The organism is Kitasatospora sp. NPDC097605, assembly GCF_040302725.1.
Classification (GTDB): domain Bacteria; phylum Actinomycetota; class Actinomycetes; order Streptomycetales; family Streptomycetaceae; genus Kitasatospora.
The window spans coordinates 261,304-273,778 of record NZ_JBEOSF010000004.1 but is presented as its reverse complement, the minus strand read 5'-3'; the positions used below and the strand labels follow the sequence as shown (position 1 = coordinate 273,778).

At 76.0% G+C, this 12,475-nt stretch carries 10 protein-coding genes; 5 read left to right on the top strand and 5 right to left on the bottom strand.

Annotation, left to right across the window (positions count from 1 at the left end):
* Window positions 1-54: 54 nt before the first annotated feature.
* A complete protein-coding gene (locus ABTX81_RS06765; protein ID WP_350542070.1) occupies window positions 55-1,284 on the bottom strand; it encodes a GNAT family N-acetyltransferase in 1,230 nt (409 codons plus the stop codon).
* On the opposite strand from ABTX81_RS06765, the gene ABTX81_RS06760 reads away from it, so the two are divergent.
* The 3 genes from ABTX81_RS06760 to ABTX81_RS06750 all read left to right on the top strand — a co-directional run bounded on the left by ABTX81_RS06760 (window position 1,283) and on the right by ABTX81_RS06750 (window position 5,215).
* Window positions 1,283-1,660, top strand: coding sequence for a hypothetical protein (locus ABTX81_RS06760; protein WP_350542068.1), 378 nt, complete (start codon window positions 1,283-1,285; stop codon window positions 1,658-1,660). The genes ABTX81_RS06765 and ABTX81_RS06760 overlap by 2 nt on opposite strands.
* The gene (locus ABTX81_RS06755; protein WP_350542066.1) at window positions 1,657-1,968 is read left to right on the top strand and encodes a hypothetical protein; all 312 of its coding nucleotides are present in this window, start codon (window positions 1,657-1,659) and stop codon (window positions 1,966-1,968) included. Before ABTX81_RS06760 ends, ABTX81_RS06755 begins: the two co-directional genes overlap by 4 nt.
* A gap of 175 nt (window positions 1,969-2,143) precedes the next feature.
* On the top strand, window positions 2,144-5,215 hold the full coding sequence (locus tag ABTX81_RS06750; protein ID WP_350542064.1) for a non-ribosomal peptide synthetase: 3,072 nt from the start codon (window positions 2,144-2,146) through the stop codon (window positions 5,213-5,215).
* Between the two features lie 104 nt (window positions 5,216-5,319).
* Here the strand turns inward: ABTX81_RS06750 and ABTX81_RS06745 are convergent, their stop codons facing one another.
* Window positions 5,320-6,261, bottom strand: a complete 942-nt coding sequence (locus ABTX81_RS06745) for a GlxA family transcriptional regulator (RefSeq protein ID WP_350542062.1) — start codon at window positions 6,259-6,261, stop codon at window positions 5,320-5,322.
* 71 nt (window positions 6,262-6,332) lie between these two features.
* Between ABTX81_RS06745 and ABTX81_RS06740 the strand changes: the two genes are divergently transcribed.
* Together ABTX81_RS06740 and ABTX81_RS06735 are read left to right on the top strand one after the other, a co-directional pair.
* Complete coding sequence (locus ABTX81_RS06740) at window positions 6,333-6,965, top strand: HD domain-containing protein (RefSeq protein WP_350542060.1); 633 nt, start codon at window positions 6,333-6,335, stop codon at window positions 6,963-6,965.
* Between the two features lie 294 nt (window positions 6,966-7,259).
* Window positions 7,260-8,309, top strand: coding sequence for a polysaccharide pyruvyl transferase family protein (locus tag ABTX81_RS06735; protein ID WP_350542058.1), 1,050 nt, complete (start codon window positions 7,260-7,262; stop codon window positions 8,307-8,309).
* A gap of 6 nt (window positions 8,310-8,315) precedes the next feature.
* Here the strand turns inward: ABTX81_RS06735 and ABTX81_RS06730 are convergent, their stop codons facing one another.
* From ABTX81_RS06730 to ABTX81_RS06720, 3 genes are read right to left on the bottom strand one after another with little or no spacing between them, the layout of a single operon-like run.
* Complete coding sequence (locus tag ABTX81_RS06730; RefSeq protein ID WP_350542056.1) at window positions 8,316-9,269, bottom strand: ROK family protein; 954 nt, start codon at window positions 9,267-9,269, stop codon at window positions 8,316-8,318.
* 32 nt (window positions 9,270-9,301) lie between these two features.
* Window positions 9,302-11,419, bottom strand: a complete 2,118-nt coding sequence (locus tag ABTX81_RS06725; protein WP_350542054.1) for a beta-galactosidase — start codon at window positions 11,417-11,419, stop codon at window positions 9,302-9,304.
* A complete protein-coding gene (locus ABTX81_RS06720) occupies window positions 11,416-12,432 on the bottom strand; it encodes a zinc-dependent alcohol dehydrogenase (RefSeq protein ID WP_350542052.1) in 1,017 nt (338 codons plus the stop codon). The genes ABTX81_RS06725 and ABTX81_RS06720 overlap by 4 nt, the downstream gene beginning before the upstream one ends.
* Between the last annotated feature and the right edge of the window lie 43 nt (window positions 12,433-12,475).

Sequence of the window (12,475 nt, the reverse complement as noted above, 5' to 3'; positions counted from 1 at the left end):
CTAGGGCGGGCGTCGGTCGGTGGTCGGTCGGATGTCGGAGAGCCGGCGTCGGCGTCAGAAGACGATGGGGCAGAACGGCGCCGGGTCGTGCCGGAACGCGGTGGCGGCGGCCCGCGCGGCGCCCGGGCGCAGCTCGCGCACCAGACCCGCCCGGGCGAGCTGCACCAGCGAGGTGCCGCCGAGGTGCAGCGCGCCCAGCTCGCGGACCGTCAGTTCCAGGTCGGCCGCTGCGGTGGTGGGCCGGCACTCGCCGCCCTCGGGGCCGGTGCGCAGCCGGAAGCGCCGCTCGTTCCACGGGCAGAGCGGGTCGGTGACGTCGAGGACGAGGTCGGTCTCGGTGGCGTAGCCCCGCTGCTCCAGCGCCCGGTCCACGTCCACCAGCCGGACGTGCAGCTGGTCGCGGAGGACGGGCGCGGCGCTGCGGGGGTCGGTGAGCAGGGCGAGCACCGGGTCGTCCACCGGCCGGTCGGCGACCACGCTGCCGGCGAGGTCGACGTCGAGCAGGGCGCGCCACAGCGCCGCGTGGGAGCCGGGGTCACGGGCGAACAGCTCGCGCACCGACACCTCGTAGCGCGGTACCGAGTCCTCCCAGGCCGCGGTCAGCCGGTAGAGGGCGTAGCCGGACGGCTCGCCGTCGTCCTCGGCCACCATGCAGAGCAGCCGTCCGGATCCGCCCCGGTGGTCGGGCAGGTCCAGGACGGCGCGGGCGGCCCAGGCCGCGTTGCGGGCGAGCGTCCCGGGGCGCTCCCGGAGGCACCGCGCGTGGACGGCCGCGAGCGCGGCGCTGTGCTCCTCCGGCGCGCCGATCCGCACGGTCCGGTCGCCGCCGTCCAGCCGCAGCTCACGGGCGTGCCGGTGGATCCGCACCTTGGCGGCCTGGCTGGCGAGGCCGAAGCCGAAGCGGCCGTAGATCCCGGCCTCGGTGGTGTTGAGGGCGGCCACCGGCTCGGCGCCGCCCTCGTGCAGGGTGTGCAGCACCCGGCGCACCATGGCGCTCATCACGCCGCGCCGCCGGAACTCGGGCGCGACGCTGACGTAGCCGAGGCCGGCCACCGCCCGGGGGCCGCCCGGCAGGGTCATCTCCAGCGAGTAGACGGCGCAGGTCCCGCTGGTGCGGCCGGCGGTCCGGGCGACCAGCGAACGCTTGGGCTCGAAGACCGACGCGGCCGAGGCGTGGTAGTCCGCGGAGTGCCCGTAGCCCCCGTACGCCAGCTCCACGACCGGAGCGACATCCTCCCAGGAATCCGCGGCGGATATCTCGGCAGCGGCAGAGAATTCAGGCATGCTGATCACGCTCTCCTCGCATACTGAAGATTTCTGGAATTCAGATCATGACGGACCGGAATGTGAGACGGCGCGTTTCCAGAGACTGGTGGACCAGCGCACACGGGGGTCCGATGACCGGACCACGTCAGAAGCCACAGGTATAGCACGCTCGAACCATGTGACGTCAAGGATGCGGAAGAGCAGTGTTGTTGATCGGAAAAGCACGCTGATCGATTTCCGCAACCGGAATTCAATGGTTCGCATTCAGCGCTCTTGTGATCAATGGAAGATTCACTCAGACTCGGCTGCGGCGGATGATCCCTGGTGCTACCGGCGATCCATTCTGATCCGCCCCCTGCCCATTTCTCTGATCACCGCGAGGAGACAGGTATGAGCAACCCCAGGTTCATCGCCGGCAACACGGCCGTCGCCGACTGGCAGCAGCACGTCGAGGAGGACAACGGCACCGGCATCTACATCGACGTCGACACCTCGGCCGGCAACTTCGCCGAGACGCCGGTGTACACCGCCAACCTCTGCGGCCGCGACTCGATGTGGACGACCACCGGCGGCAACACCATCTACACCCCGACCGCCAAGGGCTTCCGGATCTACGTGCGCTGGCAGGACGGCCGTCCGCTGACGGTCGAGTACGCCGTGAGCCACGGCTGGTACATCAGCTGGGTGGCGACCGAGGTCTGAGACCCGTCGCGGTCCCGTTGAGGCTCTGACCCGCTCCCGGGCCGGCCGGCGCCCGCACCTGCTGCGGCCGTGGGCCGGCCCGGTCGCGCTGGGCCCGTTCCCCACCGGGCCCGCCCCGCCCCGTTCCCGCCTCCGTCCCCTCTCCTCGTCCTTGTCCAGCAACCAAGGGAGATCCATGCGAGCCCCGACCGAGCGGCAACTGGGCCAGTACTGCGGCGACACCGTCCCCCACCACCCCGGCGCCACCGCGTGGAACCTCATCGAGGCGGCGGCCGCCCGCACCCCCGAGGCCGTCGCGGTCGAGCATCCCGGCGGCGCCCTGACCTACCGCGGACTCCTGGACCGGGTCGGCGCCCTGACCGCCCGGCTGGCCCGCGCCGGGCTGCGCCGGGGCGACGTCGTCCCGCTGGTGATGGCCGGCGGGCCCGAACTGCTGGTCGCCATGCTCGCCGTGATGCGCTCCGCTGCGGTGTTCGTCCCGCTGGACGAGCAGTGGCCCGGCCCGCGCCTGCGCGCCATGGTGGACGCCTGCGCGCCCGCCGTGGTCCTGCTCTCCCCCGGCGCCGCGCCGGGCGGCTGGAGCGTCCCGGCCCTCGCCGTCGACCCGGTGTCCGCGCCGGCTCCCGGAACCGTGGAATCCCACCTCGCGCTGCCGACGCCCGAACCGCCGACGCCCGAACCGCCGACGCCCGCGCCGCCCCGTCCGGAGGAACTCGCCTACGGCTTCTACACCTCCGGCTCCACCGGCACCCCCAAGTGCGCCCTCAACCTGCACAGCGGCCTGGCGAACCGGCTGCTCGCCATGGGCCGCCGGTTCGGCACGTCCCCGCGGAACGTGGTGCTGCAGAACAGCCGGCACACCTTCGACTCCTCCCTGTGGCAGCTGCTCTGGCCGCTCACCTGCGGCAGCCGGGTCGTCATCCCCCGCCCCCACGACATCCTCGACCTGACCGCGACCGTCGAGGTGATCGCGCGCCACCGCGTCACGATGACCGACTTCGTCCCCACCATCCTCACCGCCCTCGTCGAACTGCTCGACTCCCGCCCCGAGTTGGTGCCCGACCTGGCGAGCCTGCGGATGCTGCTGGTCGGCGGCGAGGAGATCGCCCCGGAGAGCGTGCGCGCCCTGCGCAAGCTCCTCCCGGACCTGCGGGTGACCAACACCTTCGGCCCCACCGAGGCCTCGATCGGCTCCGTCTTCCACGAGCTGACGCCCCAGGACGGCGTTCCCGTGCCGATCGGCCGGCCGATCGACAACACCTGGGCGATCGTGCTCGACGAGCACGGCCGGCCGGCCCCCGACGGGGAGATCGGCGAGATCTGCATCGGCGGCGCCTGCCTGGGCGCCGGCTACCTCGGCGACCCCGAGCGCACCGCCCTGGCCTTCGTCGACAACCCCTTCACCGGGCTCCCCGGCGAGCGGATGTACCGCACCGGCGATCTCGGCCACTACGGCGCGGACGGGCTGCTCTACTTCGACGGCCGGCGCGACCAGCAGGTGAAGATCGGCGGCGTGCGGGTGGAGCTCTCCGAGATCGAGCACGCGATCGCCTCGCACCCCTCGGTGCGCGAGGCCAAGGTGCTGGTCGGCGAGCAGGGCGGCGGGCAGCACCTGGCCGCCTTCGTCACCCTGCGCGGCGAGCTGACCAAGGGCCAGCTCAAGTCGCACATCCGCGCGCTGCTGCCGGCGGAACTCATCCCCAAGCGCTTCGTCCGGCTCGACGCCGTCCCGGTGAACGGCAACGGGAAGACCGACCGCAAGGCCCTCGCCGAACTTCTGGAAACCCGCGCGACGCCGGACCCCCACGGCTGGGGCGCCGCCGGGAGCAGCACCGAGCGCGCCCTCGCCGAGCTGTGGAACGCCCTGCTGCCGGAGCCCGTCACCAGCCCCGACGCCGACTTCTTCGACAGCGGGGGCGACTCGCTGCGCGCCCAGCGGCTCGCCCTCGCGGTGTCGGCCCGCTTCGACACCCCGCTCTCGATCCGGGACATCGTGCACGCGCCGACCATCGCGCTCCAGGCCGCCGCGCTCGACGGCGGCCGCGCCCTGCCCGCCGTCCCGCCCGTCTCCGCCGCCTCCGCCACCGACCTGACGCTGCCCGCCGACATCCGGCCGGCCGGCACCCCGTCCGGCCCGCCCCGGCAGGTGCTGCTCACCGGCGCGACCGGCTTCGTCGGCGCCCAGCTGCTGCGCGACCTGCTGGACGGGACCGACGCCACCGTGCACTGCCTGGTCCGCGCCGACGGACCGTCCGCCGCCCGCCGCCGGGTGGCGGACGCCCTGCACCGGTACGGCCTCTGGTCCGAGCGGACCGGCCACCGCATCCACGCGGTACCCGGCGATCTGACCGGCCCCCGGCTCGGCCTCGCCCCGGCCGACCACCTCCGGCTGGCCGAGCAGATCGACACCGCGGTGCACGCCGGCGCCATGGTCAACCTGGTGCGCGGCTACCGCGCCCACCGCCGCACCAATGTGACCGGCACCGTCGAACTGCTCCGGCTCGCCGCCACCGGCCGGCCCACCATGGTGCACTTCGTCTCCACCCTCGCCGCCTGCCCGGGCGAGCCGGACGCCGGCGCCCCGGTCCCCGAGCTCCCGGTCCCCGCCGGCCACACCCCCGACACCGGCTACGGGCAGTCCAAACGGGTCGCCGAGCACCTGGTCCAGCTCGCCGCCGACCGCGGCCTGGCGGTCGCGGTGCACCGGCTCGGCGAGGTGATGCCGGCCACCGGCACCGGGATCCCCAACCCCGGCTCGCGGGTCGAGCTGCTCATCCGGGCCTGCCTGCGGGTCGGCGCCTACTTCACCAGCGACCTGAGCACCGACTACACCCCGGTCGACCACGTCGGACGGCTGCTGGTCGCCGCCGTCACCCACCGCCGGCCCGGCTACTTCCACCTGCTGCGCCCCGGCCCGCTGCCGCTCGACGACCTGCTCGGCGCCTTCGGGTCCGCCTTCGGCCTGCGCGAGGTCGAGTACCGCGACTTCTGGCAGGCCGTCCACCGGGCGGCCGCCGCCGAACCCGACGACCGCCCGCTCGCGGGGGCGCTGGCCCTGCTCCCAGTGCCGACCACCCGCCCCGAGCGCTCACCGATGGCCTTCGAGGACGCCGCCGCCCGCTTCAGCACCACCCGCGCCGCCCACCTCGCCGCCCTCGCCGCCGCCCACCCCGCCGTCCCGTCCAACCGCGACGGCCTGCACCGCTACGTCGCCTACCACGCCGCCCGCACCGGCCACCGGACCTGACCGCGCTCCGGTCGCGCCGCGGCCGCCCGGGCGGTCACGCTTGCCGCGGTACGTACACCCGGACCACAACGAGGAGGACGCCGTGCGACCCACCGCGACCGGGCCTACGCGCGGAAGGTGGAGCGGTACTCCGCGGGCGAGGTGCCGACGTGGCGGTGGAAGGCCGCGCGGAAGGCGGCGGGGCTGCCGAGGCCGCTGAGGCGGGCGATCTGTTCGACGGGGGTGGTGGTGCTCTCCAGGAGTTCGCGGGCCCAGTCGATGCGGGCGGCGGTCAGCCAGGCCATCGGCGAGGTGTCCGTCTCCTGCTGGAAGCGGCGGATGAAGGTCCGGCGGGACATGTGGGCGCGGCGGGCCAGCTCGTCGACGCTCTGCCGGAGGGCGAGGTTGTCGAGCATCCAGGCGCGCAGCGGCGCGAGGTCGTCCCCGCCCGCGGCCGGCCGGAGGCGCTCGATGAACTGTGCCTGGCCGCCGTGGCGTCGGGGCGGGGCGACGAGGGCCCGGGCACGGGCGTTGGCGGCGGCCGCGCCGTAGTCGCGCCGGATGATGTGCAGGCAGAGGTCGACGCCGGCGGTCACGCCGGCGGAGGTGAGGATGTCGCCGTCGTCGACGTAGAGCCGGTTCGGCCGCACGTCGATCCGGGGGTACCGGCGCTGCAGGGCGGCGGCGTCCCGCCAGTGGGTCGTCGCGGGCCGCCCGTCCAGCAGCCCGGCGGCCGCCAGCGCGAACGCCCCCGTGCAGATGGACACCAGCCGCGCGCCACCCGCGTACGCCGCGCGGATCGCCGACAGCGCCGCGGCGGACGGCGGGGTCTCCGGGTCCCGGTAGCCGGGGACGACGACGGTGTCGGCGTCCCCCAGGGCCTCCAGCCCGGCCTCCGTGGCGACGGTGAACCCGCCGCTGTCCACCGGTCCGGCGGACGGATCGGTGCAGACGGTGACCCGGTAGTGCGGGTCCGGGCCGAAGGCCTGCACGGGAATACCGAGGTCGAGCGGGAGGACCCCGGGAAGCGCCAGCACCGTGACCCGGTGCTCATCGTCGGCCGACATGGCACGATCCTAGCGACACCCGGTCCGCGTGCCACTGTCGGGGGCCGGCGTCGGCTTCGTAGCCTGCGGGCATGGACTTCTCACTCGACCTCCCGACCGGCCCGCTGGCCGACGCCGTCCTGACCGCCGTGCGCACCTCCGAGACCCCGCCGGTGGCCAACCACAGCGTGCGCAGCTTCCTCTTCGCCCAGCTCGTCGCCGCCCACGAGGGCTGCCTGGAGGACGCCGCGTACGACCGCGACCTGCTGTTCGCCGCGACCGTGATGCACGATCTGGGCGCCGGCGACCTCGCCCGGGGCGAGGCCCGGTTCGAGGTGGAGGGCGCGGACCTGGCCGCCGACCTGCTGCGGCGCCACCACGTCCCCGAGGCGGACGTCGACCGGGTGTGGGAGGCGATCGCCCTGCACACCTCGCCCGGCATCACCGAGCGCCGCGGTCTGCTCTGCTACCTCACCCGCGAGGGCGTGGGCATCGACTTCGGGCGCCGGGCGGAGCTCGTCGCCGGGTGGGCGCCGCGGATCCACGCCGCCCACCCCCGGCTGTCCATGGTCCGCTCCCTCGTCGACGCGATCGTGGAACGCGCGGCCCGCTCGGAGGCGGCCGCTTCCCGCTACACGATCGGCGGCGAGCTGCTCCGCGAGCGCCGGGCCCACGGGGTGACCGAACTGGAGCGCGCCGCCGCGTCCTCGCCCTGGGGCGAGTAGGGGTCGGCCACCGGGGGCTGGCCCGCGCGGGTGGACACCGGGGCGCGCGGTCGCGGTGCGGCCGGGCGGCCCGGCGCCGGGCTGGTAGAAGCGGATGGTGATCCGCCACAGGGAACTGATCGTCGAGGATGTCGGAAGCGAACCGGCCGTGACCGGTTGGCAGTTGCCGGCAGCCGTCCGGGCCGGGACGGAACCGCCGTCGACGCGGCCGCGCCGCGGGGCCTGCGAGCAGTGCCTGCGGACCATGATCACAGCGAGCCGGTACCGTCCGGCGGCCCCGCGGGCGGTGGCGCGGTGACCGGGGTCGGCCGGTGGGCCGACAACCGGCGCCGACTCGCGGAGACCCTCGGCGAGTTGGTCGAGCCGTCGAGCCGCTGCGCGCTGCTGGGCTTCCCGTACTACGCCAACGTCGGCGACAGCGCCATCTGGCTGGGGGTGCGCACGCTGCTGGCCGAACTGGGCGCCGAGGTCGTCTACACCGCCGACCACCACGACTTCAGCGAGGCGACGCTCGCCGAACGGCTGCCGAGCGGCACCATCCTGCTCACCGGCGGCGGCAACCTGGGCGACCTGTGGCCGAGCCACCAGCGGATGCGCGAACGCGTGATCGGCGCCTTCCCCGGGCACCGGATCGTCCAGCTGCCGCAGTCCGTCCACTTCGGCGACCCGGCCGGCCTCGCCCGGGCCCGGGCGGTCTTCGACGCGCACCCCGATCTGATCCTGCTGCTGCGCGACCAGCCGAGCCTGCGCGCGGCCCGCGCGGCGTTCCGCGCCCCCACCGCGCTCGCCCCGGACTGCGCCTTCGCGATGACCGGCCTGCCCCGCCTCGGGCAGCCCGAGCGGCGGATCCTGTGGCTGCGGCGCGGTGACCACGAGTCGGCCGCCCCCGGCGAGCCGCAGCCGGACGCCGAGGTGCACCGGACGGACTGGACCGCGCAGGAGGGCGCCGACGCGAGCTGGAGCGCCGCGGCCCGGAGCGTCCGGCGGCGGCTGGACAAGGCCTCGGCCCAGGTCCGCGCGACGGCGAGCGACCGCGCGGTCGCCGAACTCGCGGACGCCCAGGACCACCATGCCCGGCTGCAGCTCCAGCGCGGCTGCCGGCTGCTCGGCAGCGCCTCGGCGGTGGTCACCGACCGGCTGCACGGCCATCTGCTGAGCCTGCTGCTCGGCCTGCCGCACGTGGTGATCGACGACCGGCACGGCAAGATCAGCGGCTACTGGCAGACCTGGGGGCATGACCGGCACCGCGTCGCCCGGCGGGCGCCGGACGCCGAGCAGGCGCTGCGGGCCGCCACCGAGCTGCTGGACGATCCGGCCACGCCCCGGCCGGCCCGCGGCCGCTGACCGTTGTCAGCGCCGGCAGTCGATCGCCAGCAGTGCCGCGCCGATCGCGCCGGCGTCCCCGGCGAAGCGGGCGGCGAGCACGGGCACGGGCGGGCGGTCGCCGGGCGCGTACAGCCGGCGCGCGAACTCGGCGCGCGCCGGTGCGAGCAACAGGTCCCCCGCGGCGACCGGTCCGCCGCCGACGATCATCACAGCGGGATCGAAGACATTGGCCAGGGCGGCCAGGCCGACGCCGGTGAGCGTTCCCACCCGGTCCAGGATCGCCCGCGCCTGCTCGTCGCCGCCGCTGGCGGCCTCGGTGACGACCGCGCCCGCGTCCGGCCCGCCCTCGCCGAGCAGGCGGGCCAGCGGTGACGCCGGCCGGGCCGCCGCCTCCTGCCGTCCGCGCCGCCCGATCGCGGCGCCGGACGCCGCCTCGCCCCAGCACCCGAGGCGGCCGCACTCGCAGAGCGGGCCCCCGGGCTCGACGGTCAGATGGCTGGCCTCGGCGGCGAAGCCGTGCGCGCCGTGCAGCAGCCGTCCGCCCACCACCACGCCGCACCCCAGACCCGTGCCCAGCGTCACCAGCACCAGGTGGTCGTGCCCGCGCCCCGCGCCGAGCCGGTACTCGGCCCACGCGGCGGCGTTGGCGTCGTTGTCCGTCACCACCGGAAGCCGCACGGCCTCCTCGATCAGCTCCCGCAGGGGCGCCCGGGCGAACTCCAGCCCGGGCGCGAAGGCCAGCGCCCCGGTCCGGGCGTCGACCATCCCCGGCAGGCCGACGCCGACGGCGGCCACCCGCTCGCCGCCCACGCGCGCGACCAGGCCGGCGATGGCCGCGACCAGGTCGTCCGCCGTCCGGCGCGGCGTGGCGCAGCGTGCGCGCGCCGACACCTCGCCGTCGGCCGTCAGCCGCACCGCCGCGGTCTTGGTGGCGCCGACGTCGATGCCGACCGCCTCGGCCGGCTGCGGCGCGGTCATGACCCCTCCGGAAGGAACACCTTGCGGCGCGGTCATGACCCCTCCGGAAGGAACACCCGCGCCTCGCCGTGCGGCGCGGAGGTCCGCACCGCGAAGCCGTCCGGCGTGCGGACGGCCGACAGGTCGCACGGCCGGTCGGAACTCAGCAGGTCGCCGCCCACCTGGACCCGGACCGGCACCCGGGCGCCGGTGCGCTCGTTCAGCCCCTTGACGTAGCACCCGCCGAGCCGGCCGTGCGTCACCTGGACGACGGCGCAGCCGCCGCCGGCCAGGTCGGCGGCGACGGGGTGCTCCCCGCAGGCGGCGCGTGCCCGCAGCGGGGCGTCCGTGCGGTTGAAGAGGAAGACGAGCGTCTCGCCGGGGTCCTCGCCGGTCCTGCGCAGTTCGAGCCACGGCCCCGGCCGCGCCCGCACGGGCGGGTCGCGGCGCTCCTCCAGCCAGGTCTCGACGGCCGCGCCGAGGGGCCGCCCGTCGAGCGCCAGGACGCCGGTCCGGTGCCGCCGGGCCGCGTCCGCCAGCTCGGCGCAGGGGTTCAAGTCCTCGTCCAGGGCGGGTGGTTCGCCCACCAGGAGCAGCGCTCCGCCCTGCTCGGCGAACGAGGCGAGCCGCCGCTGCAGGGCCCGTTCCATGAAGCGGCCGGACGGGGCGACCAGCGGCCCCGCCGAGGGGTCGGGGGTCGCCCGGCCGGAGAGTTCCGTCAGCCGGAAGGGCAGGTTGCGCCGCAGGCAGTGCGCGGCGAAGGGCAACAGGGTGCGCTCGGCCGAGGGCACCGGCCGCTGCCCGTTCCGTGCCCAGTCCCAGGCGCCGATCGCGGCGTACGGCGGATGGACGCCCCAACGCACGCCGGGCTCCGGCCGGGAGAGGGCCAGCGCCTCCTGCCGGCCGGTCAGGAAGTGGGTCAGCACCCGCAGCGCGGCGAACGCCGGGCCGGGACCCGCGTCGAGCCGGATCGGGGCGGCGTCCCCGTACGGCGGCTCGAACGGCACGGGGTCGCCGGCCGTCCGCGCCAGCCAGGCGCGGTCCACCGCGAGGTGCGGGCCCCAGCCCTCGGTGGCGCAGGCGGGGTAGACGCTGACGCCGGTCGCCCCGCAGGCCACGCCGAGCAGGGTGTGATGGACCGGCACCACCGGGAAGGCGCAGCCCGGGTCCGCCCAGCCGAGGCCCCAGTTCTCCTCGATGTTGGGGCCCGGTCCGGCCTTGGCCGCGAGGACGTAGTCGAGCAGGGCCTCCTCGTCCGTGAGCACGTCGCCCGTCCAGCTGGTGTAGGCGCGGGGCAGCGCGGTGGGCGCGCCGACCCGGTTCCGGGCGAGCCAGGCGTCATGGCGTCCGGCGGCCCGGCCGGGGAGGCGGTCGGCCCCGGCGGGCGGCGCGCAGGTGGTGAAGACGGGGAGGTCCGGCCCGAGCGCCTCGGCCCAGCCCGCCATCCCGGCGGCGAGCACCTCGGCGGACCACCTGCCCCAGCTGACCTGGGAGCGGAGCTCCTGGGCGGACGGCCGGCCCTCCGCCCGGGTGGGTGGCGCCGTGCCGGGGGCGAAGCGGGCGAAGCCGTCGGCGCCCGGCGTGGCGTAGTCGAGCGCGTCGATCGGCAGGGCGCTCTCCCCGTAGTGCCCCTCGTTGCCGATCTGGGCGGCGACCACCGGTCCGCGCGGGTGGGCGAACGGGCGCAGGAACCGGCCGACGGCGCGCAGCCAGTCCGCGGCGTCGGCGAGGAACCCCGGGTCCAGGACCGAGGGCAGGGTGAACTGCTGGCAGGGCAGCGGCCGGCCGTCGGCGGACCGGGCGGCGGGCCGCCGCGGGTCGAGGGTGGGGCTGACCCGGTCGGGCAGCCCGCCGAAGGGCAGTTCGGCGTGGACGTAGGGGCCGGGCTTCAGCACCGCGAGCAGCCCGGCGGCCGCGGTCAGCTCCAGGAAGCCGGCCAGGTCGCGGTTGCCGTCCCCGTCGAAGCACCACCGCCGCCCGTCGTCCTCGGCGACCTCGTGGTGCCGCCAGGGGACGTAGCTGGTCACCACCTCGATGCCGGCCCCGCGCATCGCCGCCAGCTTGGCCGCCCAGCGGTCGGGGCGGTCCCGGTAGTAGGGGTACTCGCCCGTGATCAGGAACCGGGGCCGCCCGTCCAGCCAGAGCGTCCCGTCGACGAAGCGGGCCCTCACGGGTCGAGCCCTTCGCCGGTGGCGAGCAGGACCTTCATCGCGCGGTAGCCGGCCGCCGGCGCGAGGGCCAGCATCGCCAGGGCCTCGGCGTAGCGTTCGAGCGGCAGCACATGGGTCACCAGGTCGTCGAGCGGCAGCTCCCGGGCGAGGTCCACCGCCAGCGCGAAGTCCGCCGGCCGGTACGGCCCCGCCCCGACCAGCCGGATCCCCCTGGTCACCAGGGCCCGCAGCGGCACGGTGGCGACGCCGGCCTCCTTCTCCCCCATCACCACCACGGTGCCGCCGGGCGCCACGGCGCCGAGCAGGTCCCCCGGCAGCGATCCGGTGGTGTCGATCACCACATCGGGCCGCCCCGCCCCGGCCGCCTCCTCCGCGGCGAGCACCCGCACCGTGCGCGGCAGCAGCCGCCGGGCGAGGTCCACCCGGCCGGGGTCGCGCTCGGCCAGCGTGACCCCGGCGCCGCGCCGGGCCAGCACCAGCGCGCAGAGCGCACCGATCGGACCGGCGCCGACGACCAGCACCCGGTCGTCCCACCGCGGCCGGGCCGCCGCCAGGTTGTTCAGCACGCAGGCGAGCGGTTCCACCAGGGCCCCGCGCCGGTAGGACACCGAGGCGGGCAGCCGGTGGACGAAGCGCTCGGGCACCACGGCGAAGTCGGCCATCGTCCCGTCCCGGTCGACGCCGACCTCCCGGCCCGCCTTCTGACCGCAGTGGGCCGGCAGCCCGCGACGGCAGGGAGCGCACCGGTCGCAGTGGTAGGTCGGGTTGACCACCACCCGGTCGCCCGGCGCCACCGAGCCGACGCCGGACCCGACGGCGGCCACCGCGCCGACCGCCTCGTGCCCCAGCACCACCCCCCGCCGCGCGGGGAACTCCCCCAGCAGGATCGCCCGGTCCGTGCCGCAGATCCCGGTGGCCGCCACCCTGACCAGGACCTCGTCCGCCCCGAAGGAGGGGACCGCGCGATCGTGGATGCCCGGCAGGCCCACGTCCTCGAACACGACGGCCTTCATCTGCGGCCTCCCACCTGATCGTTCCTCAACGGGCGCCTAGAGT